This is a genomic window from Shewanella submarina (assembly GCF_042646185.1).
Taxonomy (GTDB): Bacteria; Pseudomonadota; Gammaproteobacteria; order Enterobacterales; family Shewanellaceae; genus Shewanella; species Shewanella corallii.
Map to the genome: position 1 here is coordinate 675,749 of NZ_JBHRTD010000006.1, position 20,561 is coordinate 696,309.

Sequence of the window (20,561 nt, forward strand, 5' to 3'; positions counted from 1 at the left end):
TATCTAGCAGGGGGTATGATTGCCTCTGCGTGTTTCGTCGGTGGCAGTTTTGCCGATGATACTGAGCTTTATGTATTTGAGTCCTCAGTTAGAGCAGGGGCGCGTCCTCAGGTACTGATTATTTTTGATAACTCGGGCAGTATGCGTACGATTGAGCAGAACGCAGAAGCCCCCTATGATTCCGATACTGTGTATCCCGCTATTGGCAGCGATAACTCCTATTCGGATGAGATGATCTATTTCACCAAGGGGGGAATCGACAGCACTTCGCTGCCCACTCCAGACTCTCCATCTGAAAGTCGCCGATTCCTGGCGGAAATCAACGGTTGTGAGACCTCCAAAAGTTACCTGGAAGACTATGGTGTATTTACCGGCTTTTTCCGTGAGTACACTTTCAAGGGGCAAAACGGAACCTGGGAAGAGGTTCCTGATAATGAAGGTGCCAATATCACAGTTATCGATTGTTTCGACGATATTGATGCTGGTAAGTGGGGAAACGCGCCTGGACAGCCTTCGGGTTTCCCGATAGACAGCGAGGGTACCAAGCAAAATCCAGTCCTTTATACCTCCATTGACGGTACGTCGACCGAAGCTGAGAAAAATGCTGCTCTGGAAAAAGCAAGGTTAACCGGGTTTGGCACAGGTCAGCCTCTGACTTTATATACTGACAACTATCTTCGTTGGTACCACGGTGACAAGGAAACCGTTCCCCGCAGCCGCATCGACATTGCCAAAGATGTGATAAAAAACACGATTGTGACCACCCCTGGCGTGGACTTTGGCCTGGCGGTTTTCAACATCAATGCCTGGAATGAAGGTGATGCTGATGGTGGCCGGATAGTGGCTGGCATTGACCGTCTGGATGAAGCCAGCAAAATCGATTTGCTCGACACTATCGGTGGTTTGGACCCCGAAACCAATACGCCTTTGTGTGAAACGCTTTACGAGGCAAAACAATATTTTGCGGGTGAGGCTGTGACCTTTGGTGACAAGGATGCTCCGCCATCCAACTATAACTATCAGCCTAATACTCCTCCACGGGATACCAGTATTGAGAATCATGGCGTCTATATTTCGCCGTTTAAAAACTGTCAAAACCAAGCTTATGTCGTCTATATCACAGATGGCGTGCCCACCGTAGATGCTAACGCCAATCATTTGGTAAAGGGATTGCCGAGTGTAGACACCACAGCTTATGTTGACGATGCCCTTGGTTTTAGCAGTTACCTTCCAAATCTTGCTGAATGGATGTACACCCAGGATATTAATCAGGATGACACTGACGATAAGCAAACGGTTAAGACTTACACCATAGGCTTCAGTGAAGGGGCTGCCGATGCGGCAGAGTTGTTGAGTGAGACAGCGGAAAGAGGTGGCGGTAAGTATTTTGCCGCTAAGAGTGCGACAGACCTGAGTGCTGCGTTGCAGCAGGTGTTTTCCGAAATTCTCGAGGTCAATGCCAGCTTTACCTCTCCGTCAATTGCCAGTAATAACTTCGACCGTACTTTGACCTTTGACTCAGTTTATTACGCCATGTTTTTGCCTAATAAAGGGCCCAGATGGCGGGGTAACCTCAAGAAGTTTAAAGTGACTGGCGGTGGAGATATTGTCGATGCCAACGGTAATGCTGCGATTGCCGATGATGGTAACCTGAAATCGTCTGCCTGCTCATTTTGGACCAGTTCAGGTACCTGCAGTGGTGCACCGGACGGAGGTGATGGTAATGATGTCAGAACCGGTGGTGCAGCAGAATCTCTTACCAAGCAAAGCACTCGTAAACTGTACTCCAACCTGGGGGCTGGTGGGACCTTACTGCAGCTCACCTCAAATAACGCTGCCAGCACAGCGGGTTCTTCCGCTGATTTAGCGGCCTTTATGGGAATCACGGAAGGGCAATTGCCTGACACATTTGCCTGGTTATACGGTACTGATGTAGATGATGACAATCAGGATAAAAGTACTACAGATACCCGTGGCGACATAATGGGCGATCCCCTGCACTCTAAACCGTTGGCGATTAACTTCGGTACCTCTGCAGCACCGGACATCAGGGTGATAATGGGGACTAATCATGGTTTTCTGCATATGTTTAAAGATGCAGGAGAGACTGTCAGCGAATCCTGGGCATTTATGCCTTATGAGTTGTTGCCCAATGTCGCTAAGCTCAGAGCCAATGTGCCTACCGGGGTCCACTCTATCTATGGTATGGACAGTTCGCCGGTTGCTTATGTAAAAACCGGCCCCAGTGGCATAGAAAAGGCCTGGCTGTTTGTAGGGATGAGAAGAGGTGGTAAATCTTATTATGCCATCGATATTACCAATCCTGACTCCCCCACTTTGATGTGGAAGGTTGATCCGGACAGCAAAGGGATGGCGGAGTTGGGGCAAACCTGGGCAGAACCGGTTGTAACCATGATTCCCGGCTGGCCAGCAGGGAACACGGATGCAGCTACAGCCAAGCCTGTGCTTGTGATAGGTGGTGGCTATTCGCCATCAACCAAAGACAATACAGATTTGGGCAGCGCGGATTCCATGGGACGTGCAGTGTTTGTTCTGGATGCTGAAACCGGCGCCATGGTGCACTCTTTCGGTACTTTGACAGAACAGACCTATCTGAATGGCCTCACTGACAGCATTCCCAATTCAGTGGCGGTGCTGGACAGTAACAGTGACCACCTTACCGACAGAATTTATGCGACGGATACAGGTGGTAATGTGTGGCGAATTGATATGCCCGGAGCATATCCATCCAGCAGTGAAAAACCCTGGACCGCCTTTAAGTTTGCAGCCCTGGGCAGTAATACCAATACAGAGTTGGACCGCCGCTTTTTCTCGGAGCCAGCAGTTGCACAGACGGTATTTACCAACATCAGCCAGATCACTGTTACAGAAGGCGGAACAACTACAAGTACCAAGACCTATCAAAATGTCCCCTATGATGCAGTGGTCGTTGGTAGTGGTTTAAGGCCAAATCCATCAGATAAGAGCCGCAGCGACAAGTTTTTTGCGCTGCAGGATAGAAATGTCGTCACCCGCTCTTTCACAGGGACTCCGGATAACCCCTTACCTGCGCCTTTGTTTGTATCTACACTCTATGACGTGACCCAGAATGCCCCCGCAGAGGATGATGAAGCTGCCAATATTCTGTTTGGACAGAAGCGTGGCTGGTATTACTCATTTAAAGAACCGGGTGAAAAATCGCTGGCTGGGGCGACCATAGTTCAGGGCAAGGTGTTTTTTACCTCCTATGTGCCGGGAGATTCATCGGCTGCAAATACCTGTCTGGTAGAAGGCTTAGGTAAGTTGTATGCTTTTGATTTACATAAAGGTACGCGAACCTATAGCCATGAGTATTTGGAAGTGGGTGAGCGGGTGCCGGATACGCCACAACTTGTTGTGCCTCCCAATGGCGACAACCCCAGCTATATGTATCTTATCGGGATAGGTAAGGCGGGTGCTCAGATGGAGCCGCTGCAGTCCGTTAAAGGATGCGCAGATGGCGATAACAAGTGTGTGGGTGGTGGTCTGGGCGCTAACCGGATTTACTATCACATTGAGGAGTAGTGAAAGGTGCATTGGATGCGTAAATTAAGGAAGAGTAAAGGATTTACCCTGATAGAACTCATGATAGTTGTGGTGATAATAGGGATCCTGGCATCGATAGCCTATCCCTCTTACACCCGCTATGTGGCTGAAGGCGCCAGATCAGAAGCTTTGTCAGAGTTGATGCGTATCGCTAACCTGCAGGAACAGTACTATTTGGACTTTCGTGGTTATACGGATGATATGACTAAGCTTGGTTTGGCTGCGGATCCGTATAAAACAGAAAGAGACCATTACAGTATTGATGCAACGGTAGCAGGCTCGACTTTCACGTTAACCGCCACGGCTCAGGGGGCTCAGGCAAGCCGTGATGCAGACTGTACCCCGCTGACGCTGAGCTCAACAGGTGCCAAGAACAAACCGGAGTGTTGGTAATGAAGACAAAAATAATAGGGATATGTTTGGTTGCTCTGTTCTCGACCGGGGCATTTAGTGTTCAGGCGGCCTCAGATAAGAAAGCCAGTGATTATAAGTGTTATCTGGAAACAACCCGTGGTTATCAAATTGGTTTTTATCATTGGAAAGAAAACAAGAAGAACATTTTGATGGCCAAACTGGTGGGTACTCAGACCTATAGTAAGGACAAACCAACGCCTTATATCAAAGAGGTGGTTGAATGCGTAAAGATGAACGATGACTTTGCATCAGCTGACGCCCAGGCGCTGGATAAAATGACCGCCAGGTAAGTGGCGGCTCCCTCAGTTGCAATTGCCGGATATGGATTCGTCCAACCGGCTTTTGCCACTGAGTAACAACTCACTGGTCAGTGACATGGATGAGGTTTTGCTACCCGGACAATAAACAAAACTGGTTTGTTTATTTGGTGAAGACACCAAGCCGGACGAGTTAAATATGACCCGATTCCCACCTGAGTACTTTATAAAGTCACCATCATCAAAACCTTCATGAACTTTCAGGATACCATCATTACCGCTTTCACCTTGTAGTACGGTTCCTGCAGTATCCGACACATAGATTAAGTAGCCTTTGCTCCAATCAGAGCCACATGTACCATTATTATTGGCACACATGGACACGGAAGCACCGTAGCTGACTGCGTAGCTGCGGGCAAAGGTCAATCCCTGCTGAATATCCCTGATACCATTGTCAGCGCGGATATGTTCATAACTGCTTTTCATGGATGGAATGCCTACAGATAGCAGTATGACCAAAATAGTCAACGCGATAAGCAGCTCCACCAGGGTGAATCCCTGAGTCTTCCTGTCCATTGTTCACTGTCCGGTGTGTGAGTCCAATCACAACAGTATATCCGCTATTTCAGCGGATTTCAGCTGCCAATTCCCTGACAAATCAAGGCCTACTGACAAGTGATTGACGATGTGCTGTCGCGGACTCGGCCATCATTATTGACGACCAGACCGACAGACTCTTTGCTGTCGGTTGAAGAGGGGCAGTATCTGAATGTACCGTTGGTACCTGAGGCTAATCCTGTGGGAAGGAATCTGACCGCGTTGCGGCTGTAAACAAGGGTATCGGCGGTATCAAAGGCCTGTATGACTTGCAGGATCTGATCATCGCCATCGACCACATTACTTGAGCCAGAGTCGACAAACATACTCATCCCTTTAGACCAGTCGCTGCCGCAGCTGGTGCCCTCAAGCGGGCAGACAGTGATTCTGACGCCATAGCTGATTGCCTGGGTTCTGGCCGTCATCAAAAAGGATTTAATTTTACTGATATTACTGTCCGCACGATAGAAGTCATAAGTCTTGGTAAGATTTGGCATGGCTACTGTCACCAGGATGGAGGCAACTACCAAGGCGACAACCAACTCGATAAACGAAAATCCTTTGTTGCATGGCATATTCAGTCCCTTGGCTGAGGTCATACACATCCTTTGATGACCTGATTGAAATTATCTGTACTTATTTGAGTTTAGCAGGGGGCTCAGGGAGCGGATAAATGCAGCTGGAGATTTATCAAATAACTCAGCCCGTGCTAAGCTAAGGTGTTGTTCCCCAAAGATACGATTATTCCAGGAGTGGTTAATGAAGAAGGTTGAGGCCATTATCAAGCCGTTTAAATTGGATGATGTGCGTGAAGCATTGGCTGACATTGGTATCACCGGCATGACAGTGTCCGAGGTCAAGGGGTTTGGCCGCCAAAAAGGACATACTGAGCTGTATCGTGGTGCCGAATATATGGTCGACTTTCTGCCAAAGGTGAAGATTGAACTGGTTATTCAGGATGAGTTGCTGGATCAGGCACTGGAAGTGATAGTGGAAACTGCCCGTACCGGTAAGATCGGCGATGGTAAAATCTTTGTCACCGACATTGAAAGGGTGATCAGAATCCGTACCGGAGAAGAAAACGAAGAGGCGGTGTAATCACCTCTACCCACTCAAAAAGGCATCCCCGGGGATGCCTTTTCTGTCTTGCTGACTAAAGCGCAACACCTATCCCTATGGCGTTATCATAGGAATTATAGTCTGAAATAGTCAGGCCATAACCCGATTGCAACTTCACATATCCATGCAGTTTCTTGTAGATGGGAAACTGCCAACTAAGCTCCTCGTAACCTTTGGAGAAACTGCTTTCCATCTGGTTCCTTAAGGTTAATTTGATGGTGTGCCTTCCCGGTTTCCACTGAAGTTGAATATCGCCGTAGCCCAGATAGTCCTCGATGTCCGGGTTGTAATCCCTGCTGGCATGGACGTCAGTTCGTATCCAGGGGCGCAGATTGACAGCCAGTTGATCCTTACCAAATTGAAAATCCAGGTAAAAACGGTTCCAGCTGCGTTCATACTCGCCACCTTTACCGTTGGACTGATGCATAAATCCGACCCGGCTATGTCGCCAATGCCAGTTGTTCTGGTCGACATCATTTAAAAATACCCAGAAGAGTTCAGGTTGATACTGGGTATCCCGGAAATAGGCTGAGCTATCGTAGGCCTGCCAGTTGGCTACCTGGGTGTAGCTGAAGTAAATACCATCGTTATCTGTCAACAGATTGGACGCCAAGCCATATTTCAGGCTTACCTGAAATTGAAAATTGGTTTTGCTGATATCGCCACCATTTGGGTTCTGGGGGGCGTAATAGGTTTGGTTGGGATCTGAGGTGTAGTACCAGGGGAGGAAGTAATTGCCTTGGTAAGCGCTGAGCTCGAACTGATCCCTGGCGGGCATAAAGTCGTGTTCAAATTCGTCAGCGAGGCTATAACCGCTGCACATCAGGTTCAATGTGCAGCAGCCGAGAAGCAGTATACTTTTTGGGGGCATGGTGGTGACCGATGGGTTCGGAAACGTAAACCTCAGTTTAACCCCGGTGGAAGGATAGGCTCATTAAACCTTGTTTAACCGGCAAAACCTGAGCTTGAATCTCTGACGACGGCTTCTGGCACAAACACTGTGGCACGGGGAGCTTTCTGTTGTTGTCTGGTTGCTATCAACACCCGGGTTGCGACTCTGGCAATCTCTTCATTGGGCTGGTGCACAGTGGTTAATTTTGGCCAGGTTTGGCGCGAGAATGGACTGTCCTCAAACCCAACTATTGATAACTCTCCCGGAACATCAACGCCCACCAGTCTGGCTGCCACCAGGACTCCTGCTGCTATTTCATCGTTACAGGCGACAATAGCAGATGGTCGGTTTTCCAGTTCGAGCAAACGCTTGGCTCCTGTTACACCGGACTCAAAAGAGTACTTGCCTTCGAGAATATAATCCTGCGGTATTGAGACCCCTTTGGCTGACATTGCCTGTTGATATCCCGCAAGTCGCTCAAGCGTGGATTGGTGGCTCATCTCTCCGGTTAAAAAGGCGATATCCCTGTGTCCCAGTGACAACAGATGGTCAGTAATCTGAACTGCACCACTGCGGTCGTCCACCAGAACACTCAGTCCAGAGGTGTTGGAGCCCTCGGCGCCCGCAATAATGCGGACATAGTTTGCGTCTATGGAGTCCAGCGCCTTGAGCACTTCAGGATCTTCGGAAAGAGGCGGGGTGAGGACCAAACCTGCCAGTCTTGCTTGCCTGACCAACTCAATCAACTTATCGCTGATAGCCTCATCTGTTGCATCGCAGGGGTGGATAAGCAGTTCATAGCCCTGTTCCCGGCAAGCCGACAGAATGCCGTTTTGCATATCAATGACATAGTAGGCATTGGGGTTATCGTAAACAAAACCAATTACATAGGATTTGGTCGCCGCCAGGCTGCGGGCGGATTGGTTGGGTTGGTAGTTAAGGGCTTTAATGGCTGCATTAACCTTATCTACCGTCGCTTGCTTAACCGAAGGCTCTTTGTTGGTAACACGGGAAACTGTTTTGATGGAGACGCCTGCATACTTGGCGACATCATGTATGGTGACTTTCATTTGTTAAATCCGTTTCCCCATAGTGTTAACACAAATATTCAGCTTGCTGATGACAACAGCCCGCTAAATAGTGTGCTTATTTTGGCTTAAAAACAAATCCTTGTGACAGAAAAAATGTGTGATGTCAGTCAATTCGGGCTGATGTCGGGAGCAATGGTATTTGTTGATGTTGTTCGCAACATATTGTTTACAAAGATTAAGTTTGACTTCCGGTTGTTTAAATGTGAACGGGTTTGCCGTTAAAATTCGCGCGCTGGTTATTTTGTTGTGGTCTTGGCGTTAATTTTTGTGTAATGTTTATCGACAGACATGACAGCGTTGTCATTCCCAAGGGAATGGTTATGGATAAAAAAAGATAAGAAAAGCTGAAGAAGGGAAACGAGATGCGACCATCAACCTTTAGAAAATCTGTACTGGCGACGAACATTGCAGTGCTGCTTGGCGGCGCTGTGTCTTTGCATTCTGTAGCCGCAGAAACCTCTGAGCCGAACGCCGACAATATTGAGAAGATTGAAGTACGCGGTATCCGCGCTTCCAACAAAGCCAATATCAATGACAAACGTTTTTCAGATGCAGTAGTTGATGCTGTAACTGCTGAAGACATTGGTAAGTTCCCTGACTCAGATATTGGTCAGGCCTTGGCACGAATTCCTGGCGTAACCGTTGGCCGTGCATTTGGTCAGGGTAGCTCTGTGTCTATTCGTGGTACTGACCCACTGATGACGTTGACAACGCTGAATGGCCAGAATGTGGCATCAACTGGTTGGTATGACCAGATGAACATTGACCGTTCGTTCAACTACTCCATGCTTCCTTCCGAGCTGGTAGGCGATATCAAGGTATACAAGTCTACTCAGGCCAATCTGGTAGAGGGCGGTATCGGTGGTACTGTAATAGTTGAAACCCGTAAACCTCTGGATATGGATGCCAATTCACTGTTTATGTCAGTAAATGGCGAATACGGTTCAATCAGTGAGGAAGTTTCTCCTGAGTTGTCCGGCTTGTATAGCTGGAAGAATGAGGATGAAACATTCGGTGTTCTTGTTTCTGCCGCTCACCTGGATCGTGAGTATCTGCGTGTAGGTACTGAAGCAGATTTGGATTGGGGTGGCCGCTCTTCCATTCAGCCATCAAGCTTTTTGCAGGATCAGCAACGTACTGCATACAATGCTACGGTTCAGTTCCGTCCCAATGACAACTGGGAATTTGATGCTCAGTATCTGTCATTGAAATTGGGTGCCGACAGCATTGGTGCCAACATGTACATCAATACTGATACCGACTGGGGTGAGGGTGAGTCCAACTGCCAGCAGTTCAATGACGCGGGAGTCTGTACTGTAAGCGTAACGCCAGAAAGTGATCCATCACGTGTTTTCTTCCAGAACTGGGCGCGTACAGGTGAGATGACTTCTGACACCTTCGAATTCAACGCTGCCTATCAAGCTGACACTTGGAATGCCAAATTCACCGCTGGCCACACTCAAGCTGAGGGTGGTACACAAATGACAGCCAACTTCGGTTATGGCTGGTGGGGTGACCGTTTCCATAATACCCAGTGGGCCGGTACTGTAGATGCAACCGGAAAGCAGATCGATATCAACGGCCGCGATATGAGCTTTGGCGTTGAAGATCTGGATACCACAGTAGGTACCTCTACCTGGACAGGTATTCAGGGACCAAACTCAGATGAAGAAACCTATGGACAGATTGACCTGGACTTCGATCTGGACATGGGCGTTATCAACCAGTTTGAAACCGGTCTTCGTTACACCGAGCATACTTTTGAAAAAGCTGAGTATCGTGCGGTATATGATCCTACGCTGACAAACTCTTTCAATACTGCAGATCTGTACAGCGGTACCATGAAGCTGGGTTACGACGAGTGGACTATTCCCAAAGCAAACCTGGATGCCATGATCAATGCAACCAATTCTCTGGTTGATGAGTTTGTTTATAGCCGTCCTGCCTATGGCATGATTGAAGAAGATAACTTCAGTGCATACGGTATGTTTACCTTTGCTGGCGAAGGTTTCCGCGGTAACTTCGGTGTACGCTATATCCACACTTCTGTTACCTCTACCGGTCACGTAATTGATAACTCACCTGCTGACAATCTGGGCCTGAATGCCGGTTGGAGCACAGCTACTCAGAGTATCAAAGACAGCTATGATGACGTGCTGCCAAGCATCAACATTGCATTTGACCTGGACACAGATCTGATCCTGAGAATGTCTGCGGGACAGGCGATTACCCGTCCAAATTACGACAATCTGTTCCTGTCTACTTCTTCCGGTTATCCAGATGACCGCGTAGGCAACGAAGAGATCACTTATGGTAACCCTGCACTGCTGCCAATGAAGTCTTCTCAGGCTGACGTGAGTCTTGAGTACTACTATGGCGACGGTAACCTGCTGTCTGCGACCTACTTTATCAAAGATATCAGCAACTTCATTGTGGCGACCACTGAGTTTAACCAACAGATTGGTGTAATCAACGAAGATATTGGTGCCGATGACTGGACTGTAAACCGTTATCAGAATGCCGGTGGTGGTTCTATCGATGGTATTGAATTGCAGTTGAACCATGCCTGGGACAATGGCTTCGGTATTAACGCAAACTACACCTACACAGATGGTACTGCTCCTGCGGAAGTTTATACCGATAACATTGGCCTGTTCACTGAGGCATCACGTCACACCACTAACCTGGTGGGTTACTGGGAGAACGATGACTTCTCTGCCCGTGCAGCATATAACTGGCGTAGTGAGTACATGATCCGTGAATACGGCAAGTACTATGGTAACCGTATGCACGATGACTTCGGTACTCTGGATGTCACTCTGGGTTGGAACGTCACTGAAAACATCGCTCTGAGCCTGGAAATGGTTAACCTGACCGGCGAAGATGATGTTCAATATGGTGCGGCCGGTGTCGGTACTGATGTTAAGCCAGCACTGCAGGATGACTTCCCAACTTGGTCATTTAAAGGTGAGACCACCTATAAACTGGGTGCTAGCCTGATTTTCTAAGTGATAGAACTTTATGATAAAAAACCCAGTTAGCGCTGGGTTTTTTTATTCGTGGGAGTTGAATATGGAAATTAAGAAAATCGCGATATTAGGGGGCGGCACAGCGGGGTGGATCGCAGCTAATCACCTAGGCGCGCAGTTGAGTGCGGATCCTGACTGTGAAATCACAGTTATTGAGTCTGAGAATATTCCTACAATAGGCGTGGGAGAGGGGACCGTCCCATATATTACTAAGGGATTACAACGATTTGGGATCTCTGAAGCGGAACTCCTCATCAGCTGTGATGCGACTTTTAAACAGGGAATTAAGTTCGCACAATGGCTGTGTCCTGAAACTCATGGGGACAACTTCTATTATCATCCATTTGACTCTCCCTATCCCGGCGGCTTCGACATCACACCTTTCTGGCTTACCAAGGCAGGTGAACGAGACTTTGGCGATGTTGGTATTCAAGCCAGAATTGCCGAGGCTGGCTTTGCTCCAAAGAGAATTAGCCAACCTGAGTATCAGGGAGATCTTGCTTATGCCTATCACTTTGATGCAAAAAAGTTTGCTGATTTACTGAGTCGTAATGCGATTAAGCGGTTTGCTGTTCGCCAGGTGAATGCCACTATTGTCGATGGGCGTGTTGATGATGACGGTAACATCCAGTGTCTGTTTGATGAGCAAGGTAATGAACATAAATTCGACTTCTATGTTGACTGCAGTGGTTTTCACTCAGTGCTGCTGAGTAAAGTGTTAGGTGTGCCATTTTTAGACAAGTCATCACAACTCTTTACCGATAAAGCACTGGTTCAGCAAGTTCCTCTCAGGAGCGGGCAACAACTTAATCCCTACACCACTGCAACTGCTCACAAAGCCGGATGGATTTGGGATATCCCATTAACGACAAGAAGAGGCACTGGTTTTGTTTACTCCAGTCAGGACATGAGTGAGCAGGAAGCCTTGAGCCTGTATGCCGATTACCTGGGGATATCTCCGGATGGCTTTAATCCAAGGCGCATCGACATGGCAATTGGTTACCGTGAAAAATTTTGGCAAGGAAACTGTGTCGCACTTGGTTTGGCTCAGGGTTTTGTTGAGCCGTTGGAAGCGACATCGATACTGGTAACTGATTTTTGCGCTGAACTGCTTGCGCGTACGATACCTGCGAGCAAACAAGAGGTACCACCTCACAGGGATTACTTTAATCAGGTCGGTAGCTATGTCTGGGAGAGGGTGATTGATTTCATCAAACTTCATTACTGTTTATCTGACCGCACAGACTCGGATTTTTGGGAGCGTAACAGAGATCCAAAAACCTGGTCTTCAGAGCTAACATCAAGGCTGGCTAAATTTAAATCTATTCATCCTCAGCGAACGGATTTCTTTTCTCAGTTTGACTTATTCAATGAAAAGAACTTTTTATACGTATTGTATGGCATGAAGTATGTGACCAAAGTGCCCCCGCTGTTACCGCAACAGGTGGAGCAAAGTGAGTCACTAATGAGAAACAACACAGAGCTTGTAAAGAAAGCTCCACAGTTTCTGCTTGGCCACAAAGAGTGGTTAGAGAAACTCAAACTCCATTACGAAAAGGAGTTTGGCCATGGTTGAGGCGTTCAAAGGCGCAAATATTGCTGTATTTGATTTCCCTGAGTTTGAAACCTATCCGGGATGTGCGAGATGGGATGAAACTCTTGAGCAATTGCTTGCTTTGCCTCAAGTTGCTGAGCAAAACAATGTCCCTGATGCCAAAGGTGGCAGGGCGTTATCGACAGTGCATCTCAGCGACAAGCTGAATATTCCAAAGATTTTGAACTTTACCCAGGACCCACTGGGACGTTGGCTATTGACCAATGTTTTGTATGCCGCAGCTGACTTCGGGCTCGATAAGACCCGTGATATTAAAAAAATGAAGTTTCATCGGACCTGGGTAAACCGCATGACAAAAGGCTGTGATGCAGTAGCTCATCGCCATGCTGCTCCGGGGTGGAATATACCCCATATGGTGGCCATCTTTTACACTCAGGTTCCTGAAAATAGTGCGGACTTAGTATTTATTGACGATAACAGCGAGGTGATGAGGGCTGGCAGTATCTGCGAATACCCGGCGGATAAAACCCACCTGATTCAGGCTAAAGCCGGCAGATTGGTCTGCCACGATGCTTGCATTCTTCATGGCACGACCCCGCATCTTAACGATTTGCCAAGAACATGCATTATTTTAGAGATAGGATTTGCACCCAAATAGCCTATTTATTCAACAGATCCATTTAACTTTGGCAAGAGGCTGGGATTTGTAAACATTTTTGGTGTAGATTGATGCCCTGTATCTTAAAACAGACTTGTTCGACCGGGGCATGGAGTTCTTCGGTAACAATAACGATAACGAATGGAGAGAGTTATGACGCAGCCTATTACTCTGCTTGACAGCAACAAACATGGCGACCTGAAAATCGGCAAGGTGGATTTCAGCCATCTGGCAGATCAGCATATTGTGCCTGTGACGCTGCATGAGATTGGTCGCGCCGCTATCGATTTCCCGGTAGTGTTCGTCAAAAACAGCGAAACGGGTGAGTTCCAGTCAGTAGCCATGCTGGGCCTGAAGCCAGGGCAGAACCTGATGGTAAAAGATGGCGCCTGGCAGGCACTGTATTTGCCTCACGTGGTACGCGATTACCCTCTGGGTCTGGTACTGAACCCAGATGACAAAGAGCGCGTTTGGATCGGCATCCGTGAAGAAAGCTCTGCGGTAACCAAGGAAGAGGGTGAAGCCCTGTTCAATGGCACCGAAGAGACAGAGTATCTGGCCGCCCGTAAGAAAGCCCTGATTGATCATTACCAACAGGATCAGGCCAGCCGTGCATTGGTTAAGTCACTGGCAGAGCTGGATCTGTTTATCCCACAGACACTGACTGTTGAAGTGAACGGCGAGAAGCGCAACATCAATGGTATCTACCTGATTAACGAAGCCAAACTGAATGATCTGAGCGAAGAGCAGTTTAACGACCTGCGTAAGCGTGGTTTGTTGGCACCTATCTTCAGCCACCTGACATCTCTGGGACAGATTAACCGTCTGGCTCGTACCGAGGCTCAGGGCTGATATCAGTTGTAGGTAAAAAACCGGCGTTAGCCGGTTTTTTTATGCCTTGAATTTACAAATAAATGAAAAATATATGTTAATGGTGTGGATCTTTTTGCCGGGTTTGTGTAGATTGCAAATGACAGCGTTGTCATTTGCTTGTGTGACAACCTGGTCTTGTAAGGTCTGCATGGATAAGGAGAGGTCTCTTATTCATGTGTAGTTTTACAAATCGATGACGGTCGGGCGACATGCGATTTGTAATTTATAGTCTCTCCCCAGAAACTATGATGGGCTGGGTCCTTTGGGATTCCAGCCATTTTTTTATCCGGTAAGATAGTATCCGGACTGGCCTTCCCCCTGTCAGCGTGCTGACGTTTCTTCGAGTTGGATGCCAGTGTATCTTCCTGAGTGTCGCCCATCGGATTAAGCCTTAATTAACTCGCTGAAACTAATATAGTTATCAAAGGTAATGGAAAGATAACGATAATAAGAGGGATGAAGATGAAACGGACCCAACTCGCTGCCGCGCTCTTGGTACTGGGATTGACGGCCTGCTCTGACAAGGATGCTGCTAACCAGTCTGTCCAGGTGCAGGGGATGACCCAGACTGTACTGGATTCTCTGGGACAACAACTGGATGTTAAGTATGAAGTCATCACCAATGTGCCAGGGGCTCACTGTGGCGAAGGTAAAGACAGATGCTTCAAAGCGGCAATTCATCTGACCCACCTCAAAGACTTCTCAGCTTCAGACTGGTCTATCTATTTCAGCCAGATGAGACCCGTACTCAACGTCGACTCCGAGCAGTTCACCATTACTCATGTCAAAGGGGATCTGTATCGACTATCCCCAACTGAAAAATTCCAGGGCTTTAAAGCAGGTCAGCAGATCAGCATTCCGTTTGTAGGTGACTTGTGGCAGCTGTCTGAGTCTGATGGTATGCCCAATTATTATCTGACATCCGGTGAGCTTTCTCCGGTTGTGATTGCCAGCACCAAACTCCATGTTGATGCTGACACGGGTATGGAAGTCCGTCCTCATGTCGTTCCTTTTGAGCGTGCTGAGCAATATCTGCGCCGGGAGTCTGACAAGTTGAAGTGGTCAGACGCCGGTGACATCTACAAGGCCAACGAGCAAACTGCACTTGAGTCTGCTGCTGTAGCGCCTGGCATTATTCCCTCGCCATCCTCCATTTTTGTTGCCGCAGGTGCGGCCCCTGTCGATCTGTCTGCCGGTATCTCTTTGAATTGGGATAGCAGGGCGACTCAGGCTGATAAGCTGGCGGCAGACGCTGCGCTGCAACGCCTCTCTGTACTTGGTGTTCCGGCCGCAGATGGTGGCCAGCCAGTCTCCCTGTCAGTTGACAAAGGGCTTGAGGATGAAAGCTATCGACTGGTGACCGGTCAGGACGGCATTAAAATTGAAGCTGCCAGTGGCAAAGGCTTTAACCATGCTCTGGTATCCCTGGCATCACTGCTGGATACCTCTAACAAGACTGTCGCGGTTGTGACAGTGGAAGACAGCCCCAGGTACGCCTATCGTGGCCTGCATATCGATGTATCACGTAATTTCCATGACAAGCAGCAGATGCTCAAGCTGCTGGATCAGATGCACGCTTATAAGTTGAATCAGTTGCATCTGCACATGGGAGATGACGAAGGTTGGCGTCTTGAAATCGACGGCCTGCCAGAGTTGACTGATATTGGCAGCAAGCGTTGTCATGATCTGCAGGAAAGAAGCTGTCTGTTGCCTCAACTGGGCAGTGGTCCTGAAGCAGACGTCGATGTGAATGGCTACTACAGTAAGCAGGATTATGTCGAACTGCTGCAATATGCCGCTGCCAGACAGATCCGGGTTATTCCATCAATGGATATGCCGGGCCACAGCAGAGCCGCAGTCAAGGCGATGGAAGCCAGATATCACACCTTTATGGAGCAGGGTAAAGAAGAGCTTGCCCGTCAGTATCTGCTTACTGACTTTGAAGACAAGACCCTATACTCATCCATCCAGTATTACGATGACAACACGTTAAACGTATGCATGGAATCCACCTTTGTGTTTATCGACAAGGTGATTGATGAGATTGCTGGATTGCATAAACAGGCTGGATTGCCTCTTGAGCTTTACCACATTGGTGCCGATGAAACTGCCGGTGCCTGGGTGAAGTCTCCCGCCTGCGAAGCTTTCGTTGCCAATAACGATCAGGGCGTGACTTCCATGGATGAGCTCGGTCCCTACTTCATTGAGCGCATCAGCCATATACTCGAGCAAAAAGGCATTGAAGTCGCGGGCTGGAGCGATGGTATGGGCCATACCCGGGTAGAGAAGATGCCTGCTGAATCTCAAACTCACTTGTGGGACACCCTGGCCAGTGGTGGTCATAAGAACGCCCATAAGCAGGTTAACTATGGCTGGGATGCCGTGTTGTCATCGCCCGATGTGCTTTACTTTGACTTCCCTTACGAGGCAACACCCAAAGAGCATGGCTACTATTGGGCACAGCGCCGCAACAACAGCCAGCGGATATTCAACTTTATGCCGGATAATCTGCCTGCCAATGCTGAGCAGTGGACAGATCTTGAAGACCTTGCTTATGAGGCCGACGACACCTTAAAGAAGGATGAAAAGGGCAATGTGCTGTCAGCTCCTATCGCCAAAGGCAAAGGCTTTATCGGCATGCAGGGGCAGTTGTGGAGTGAGACGGTGCGCAGTGACCAGATGGTTGATTACATGTTGTTCCCCCGGACGCTGATGTTGGCAGAACGAGCCTGGCATAAGGCTTCCTGGGAAGTGCCATATCGTCATCAGGGCGCTGTTTATAACCAATCCTCAGGCTACTTTACACCTGAAATGCGAGCAGCGCAGGCTCAGGATTGGCAGCGCGTTGCCAATATCCTGGGGCAAAAGGAGCTGGCAAAGCTGGATATCGCCGGAGTCGAGTATCGATTGCCTACACCTGGGGCTGTAGTCAGGGAAGGGAAGCTGTTTGCCAACACCATTTTCCCCGGCCTGAAGGTTGAATATCGCAGTGGGGAAGGGGAGTGGCAGGTTTATACTCCCGGCACCGAGGTCAGCTTGCCTGTCGCCGTTCGTTCTGTTGCTCCGGACAATAATCGCCGCAGTCGTACAGTCTGGGTCGGCCAGTAATAGCCAAGTCGTGCTACTGAGTATTGAAGATAAAAGCCCATCTCTGGATGGGCTTTTTTGCCTCCAAAGTCATTGTTGCTGTTGTTGTGGTCAAATATTAACGTTAGGTTAAAATTATTAATGACAACGCTGTCATTTTTTCGGTAACATGCTTAATCAGGATATCTAAAGGGCTGGGTATGGTTTAAAGCCATTCCCATTGCGGGAGCGCCGCGGCGAAGGGAAGACACTGACGCCGTCAGAGCCAATAACAATAAAGCAAACCCGAAGAGGAATTTCATGGGGGCAAGCCAGACAGCATCTAAGCCGACTTATATCGGCATCGACGGCGGCGGCAGTAAGTGCCGGGCCAGTATTTACACGGAAGATCTGGTTCTGTTGGGAACCGGGGTTGCCGGACGGGCCAACCCATTGCATGGCCTGGAGCAGGCGTTCCAATCTATTGAAGAGTCAGTACAACTGGCGTTGGCTGATGCCAATCTCAAGCCAGAGGGCGCTGCAGAGCTGATCGCCGGTGCCGGCCTGGCTGGCGTAAATGTACCCAGCCTGTTTGAGAAGATGGCGGCCTGGCAGCACCCTTTCAAGGCGATGTACCTGACGTCGGATCTGCACACCGCTTGTATAGGTGCCCATGAAGGGGAAGATGGCGCCGTTATTATTACCGGTACGGGGTCATGCGGATATGCCCACGTGGGTGAAGAAACCCTGTGCCTTGGCGGTCATGGCTTCGCTTTGGGCGATAAGGGCAGCGGTGCATGGCTTGGGCTGAAGGCCGCAGAACATGTGCTGCTCAGTCTGGATGGGTTCGCACCGGAAACACAGCTGACGCCTGTACTGATGGCGCAGTTTGGGGCCAGTGATACCACCGCCATAGTGGAAAAGCTGGCCGGTAAGTCCTCTTCAGTTTATGCCACTCTCGCCAGATCTGTGCTCGAGTGCGCGGCGGCCGGAGATAAGGTAGCGCTGAATATTGTCACTGAGGGCGCTGAATATATAAGTCAAATGGCCCGTGCCCTGCTGGCGGTTAATCCTCCCAGATTCTCAATGATTGGCGGCCTTGCTGAGCCACTGCAGCCCTGGCTGGATAAAGATATCGCAGAGGCAATCGCCCCTACGCTGGCACCGCCAGAAGTGGGTGCAGCCCTGTTTGCCAAACACAGTCATGATGACAGACACTGAAATTGCCAGAGTTTAAGGTGAAGAAATGACCAATACTATTATGGAACTGGAAGCGCGCAGCGCTCCTGAAAAAATTGCCGAGCAACTGACCCATAACGCTGCTAAAGCCGAACAATTGGGCCATGCCCTGCGTGAACTCGACCCTAAGTTTGTGATGATTGTCGGTCGCGGCTCTTCCGATCATGCTGGCGTTTTCGCCAAGTATCTGTTTGAAATTGAAGCGGGTGTTCCTACTTTCGCTGCTGCACCATCTGTTGCCAGCGTCTATGGCAAGTCTTTGCGTCTCAACGATGGTCTGGTGATTGTTATCTCCCAGTCTGGTCGCAGCCCTGACATCCTGGCTCAGGCAAAAATGGCAAAAGATGCCGGTGCATATTGTGTTGCTCTGGTGAATGATGAGTCTGCACCAATCAAAGATATTGTGGATGTGGTGCTGCCGCTGAAAGCCGGTGAAGAGAAAGCCGTTGCCGCTACCAAGAGCTACCTGGCAACTCTGTCAGCCCTGTTGCAGCTGGCTGCATACTGGACCGAGAGTGACAGTCTCAAGCAAGCGTTGGCTCAGCTGCCTGCTTCTTTGCAGGCTGCAGTCGATGCGCAGCCACAACTGACTGCTGAAGCCCTGGGTGATGTTCGTAATCTGGTGGTGCTTGGCCGTGGTCTGGGGTATGCCATTTCCAAAGAGCTGGCGCTCAAGATGAAAGAGGTATGCGGCATTCACGCAGAGGCTTTCTCCAGTGCAGAATTCCTCCATGGACCTGTAACTCTGGTGGAAAGCAAGCTGACAGTGATCGACGCCTGTGTGGCGGACGAGTCCTACGCCAGCCATATTGAGCAAATTGAGAATGTGGCCGGTCGTGGCGCTGATATGATTCACCTTAATCAAACCGCCGCAGAAATCCACCCGCGTGTGGCACCTTTGGCACTGTTGCAACGTTTCTATATTGATGTAGCCGCTGTGGCAGTGGCCCGTGGCATTGACCCGGATAACCCGAAAGGGCTGAAGAAAGTTACACAGACCCTGTAATCCAATAAAATCAATAACAAGAGTAGCAGCGACAGAACAGGAATAGATGGCATGAAATATACCCTGATAGCAGACAATGTATTTGATGGTGAGCAATTCCTTGGCTCTGTCCCTGTGAATATTGAAGAGGGTCATGTGCTGGCGCTGGATGGTGAAAGTCGTTTTGCCGAGAAGCGTGTCAGTGGCACTTTGGTCCCTGGTTTTGTTGATGTACAGGTAAATGGTGGCGGTGGTGTACTGTTCAACAGTCAGACCGACAGAGCCGGTATCGAGGCCATAGGCAAGGCACATGCCGTCTATGGGACGACCGGCTACCTGCCAACCTTGATCACTGATGATGCTGAGGTGATGGCCAGGGCCGCGGATGCCGTAGCCGACGCGTTGGCTGCAGGCAGTGCTGGTGTGCTGGGTGTTCACTTTGAAGGCCCGCACCTGTCGGTGCCCAAGAAAGGTGTACATCCTCAGGGGCACATTCGCAGGATCAGTGATGCTGAACTGGCGATATTCAGCCGTCAGGATCTCGGTGTGAAAGTCGTGACTCTGGCCCCCGAAAATGTCTCCCCGGATGTGATCCGCGCCTTGGTAGACGCCGGTGTAAAAGTGTGTCTTGGCCATACCAACGCAGATTACGACACTGTGATGGCTGCCATTGATGCCGGGGCCTCAGGTTTTACCCATCTGTATAATGCCATGTCGCCGCTGACCTCCAGAGAGCCTGGTGTAGTCGGCGCCGCCATTGATGATGAGCGAACCTGGTGTGGCCTGATTGTTGATGGCCACCATGTTCACAGTGCTGCGGCCCGTATTGCGATTAAGGCCAAACCCAGAGGCAAGATGATGCTGGTGACAGATGCCATGCCGCCGGTAGGGATGCCTGAGGGTGAAAGCTTTGAATTGTTTGGCACTGAAGTGGTTCGTCGGGGCGACAGATTGAACGCAATTACCGGTGAGTTGGCCGGCTGTGTGCTGGATATGGCGAGCGCTGTGCGCAATACCGTGAATGACCTGCAGCAAAGCCGTGAAGAAGCACTGCGTATGGCATCTTTGTACCCGGCTCAGTATCTGGGATTGGACAAACAGATTGGCCGTATAGCCGCAGGGTATCGCGCAGACCTGGCATTACTGGATCAATCTCTGAGCAACAGCGCAAGCTTTATCCGCGGAGAACGTGTATTTTAAC

16 protein-coding genes are annotated in these 20,561 nt (G+C 49.3%); 12 read left to right on the top strand and 4 right to left on the bottom strand.

Annotation, left to right across the window (positions count from 1 at the left end; translation table 11 throughout):
• Positions 1 to 15: 15 nt before the first annotated feature.
• Genes ACFOE0_RS05985 through ACFOE0_RS05995 form a run of 3 tightly spaced genes read left to right on the top strand, consistent with a single transcriptional unit; the run spans position 16 to position 4,289 of the window.
• Positions 16 to 3,564: a pilus assembly protein gene (locus ACFOE0_RS05985; protein WP_248935030.1), complete on the top strand. Its 3,549-nt coding sequence runs from the start codon at positions 16 to 18 to the stop codon at positions 3,562 to 3,564.
• Between the two features lie 15 nt (positions 3,565 to 3,579).
• Positions 3,580 to 3,978, top strand: a complete 399-nt coding sequence (locus tag ACFOE0_RS05990) for a type IV pilin protein (protein ID WP_248935029.1) — start codon at positions 3,580 to 3,582, stop codon at positions 3,976 to 3,978.
• Complete coding sequence (locus ACFOE0_RS05995) at positions 3,978 to 4,289, top strand: TapY2 family type IVa secretion system protein (protein WP_248935028.1); 312 nt, start codon at positions 3,978 to 3,980, stop codon at positions 4,287 to 4,289. The genes ACFOE0_RS05990 and ACFOE0_RS05995 overlap by 1 nt, the downstream gene beginning before the upstream one ends.
• A gap of 12 nt (positions 4,290 to 4,301) precedes the next feature.
• Here ACFOE0_RS05995 and ACFOE0_RS06000 read toward each other — a convergent pair whose 3' ends face one another.
• Both ACFOE0_RS06000 and ACFOE0_RS06005 read right to left on the bottom strand, forming a co-directional pair.
• Positions 4,302 to 4,832 carry a GspH/FimT family pseudopilin gene (locus ACFOE0_RS06000; protein ID WP_248935027.1) on the bottom strand — a complete coding sequence of 177 codons (531 nt, stop codon included), beginning with the start codon at positions 4,830 to 4,832 and terminating at the stop codon, positions 4,302 to 4,304.
• An 89-nt stretch (positions 4,833 to 4,921) separates the two neighbouring features.
• Positions 4,922 to 5,452, bottom strand: coding sequence for a GspH/FimT family pseudopilin (locus ACFOE0_RS06005; protein ID WP_248935026.1), 531 nt, complete (start codon positions 5,450 to 5,452; stop codon positions 4,922 to 4,924).
• Positions 5,453 to 5,612: 160 nt separating this feature from the next.
• Between ACFOE0_RS06005 and glnB the strand changes: the two genes are divergently transcribed.
• Positions 5,613 to 5,951, top strand: a complete 339-nt coding sequence (gene glnB / locus ACFOE0_RS06010) for a nitrogen regulatory protein P-II (RefSeq protein ID WP_115135727.1) — start codon at positions 5,613 to 5,615, stop codon at positions 5,949 to 5,951.
• Positions 5,952 to 6,006: 55 nt separating this feature from the next.
• Here glnB and ACFOE0_RS06015 read toward each other — a convergent pair whose 3' ends face one another.
• Positions 6,007 to 6,843: a phospholipase A gene (locus ACFOE0_RS06015; RefSeq protein WP_248935025.1), complete on the bottom strand. Its 837-nt coding sequence runs from the start codon at positions 6,841 to 6,843 to the stop codon at positions 6,007 to 6,009.
• Positions 6,844 to 6,917: 74 nt separating this feature from the next.
• Positions 6,918 to 7,934 carry a LacI family DNA-binding transcriptional regulator gene (locus ACFOE0_RS06020; RefSeq protein ID WP_248935024.1) on the bottom strand — a complete coding sequence of 339 codons (1,017 nt, stop codon included), beginning with the start codon at positions 7,932 to 7,934 and terminating at the stop codon, positions 6,918 to 6,920.
• Between the two features lie 383 nt (positions 7,935 to 8,317).
• Here ACFOE0_RS06020 and ACFOE0_RS06025 point away from each other — a divergent pair, with 383 nt between their 5' ends.
• The 8 genes from ACFOE0_RS06025 to nagA all read left to right on the top strand — a co-directional run bounded on the left by ACFOE0_RS06025 (position 8,318) and on the right by nagA (position 20,560).
• Positions 8,318 to 10,963 (top strand): TonB-dependent receptor, encoded by a 2,646-nt coding sequence (locus tag ACFOE0_RS06025; protein ID WP_248935023.1) that lies wholly within the window; start codon positions 8,318 to 8,320, stop codon positions 10,961 to 10,963.
• A gap of 64 nt (positions 10,964 to 11,027) precedes the next feature.
• Positions 11,028 to 12,560 carry a tryptophan halogenase family protein gene (locus ACFOE0_RS06030; RefSeq protein WP_248935022.1) on the top strand — a complete coding sequence of 511 codons (1,533 nt, stop codon included), beginning with the start codon at positions 11,028 to 11,030 and terminating at the stop codon, positions 12,558 to 12,560.
• Positions 12,553 to 13,197 carry a putative 2OG-Fe(II) oxygenase gene (locus ACFOE0_RS06035; protein WP_248935529.1) on the top strand — a complete coding sequence of 215 codons (645 nt, stop codon included), beginning with the start codon at positions 12,553 to 12,555 and terminating at the stop codon, positions 13,195 to 13,197. Before ACFOE0_RS06030 ends, ACFOE0_RS06035 begins: the two co-directional genes overlap by 8 nt.
• A gap of 153 nt (positions 13,198 to 13,350) precedes the next feature.
• A complete protein-coding gene (locus ACFOE0_RS06040; protein ID WP_248935021.1) occupies positions 13,351 to 14,049 on the top strand; it encodes a SapC family protein in 699 nt (232 codons plus the stop codon).
• 483 nt (positions 14,050 to 14,532) lie between these two features.
• Positions 14,533 to 17,178, top strand: a complete 2,646-nt coding sequence (locus tag ACFOE0_RS06045) for a family 20 glycosylhydrolase (protein WP_248935020.1) — start codon at positions 14,533 to 14,535, stop codon at positions 17,176 to 17,178.
• Positions 17,179 to 17,457: 279 nt separating this feature from the next.
• Complete coding sequence (nagK, locus tag ACFOE0_RS06050; protein WP_248935019.1) at positions 17,458 to 18,357, top strand: N-acetylglucosamine kinase; 900 nt, start codon at positions 17,458 to 17,460, stop codon at positions 18,355 to 18,357.
• Between the two features lie 25 nt (positions 18,358 to 18,382).
• Positions 18,383 to 19,381: a glucosamine-6-phosphate deaminase NagB-II gene (gene nagB-II, locus ACFOE0_RS06055; RefSeq protein ID WP_248935018.1), complete on the top strand. Its 999-nt coding sequence runs from the start codon at positions 18,383 to 18,385 to the stop codon at positions 19,379 to 19,381.
• A 51-nt stretch (positions 19,382 to 19,432) separates the two neighbouring features.
• Positions 19,433 to 20,560, top strand: a complete 1,128-nt coding sequence (gene nagA / locus ACFOE0_RS06060) for an N-acetylglucosamine-6-phosphate deacetylase (RefSeq protein ID WP_248935017.1) — start codon at positions 19,433 to 19,435, stop codon at positions 20,558 to 20,560.
• Position 20,561: the final 1 nt, after the last annotated feature.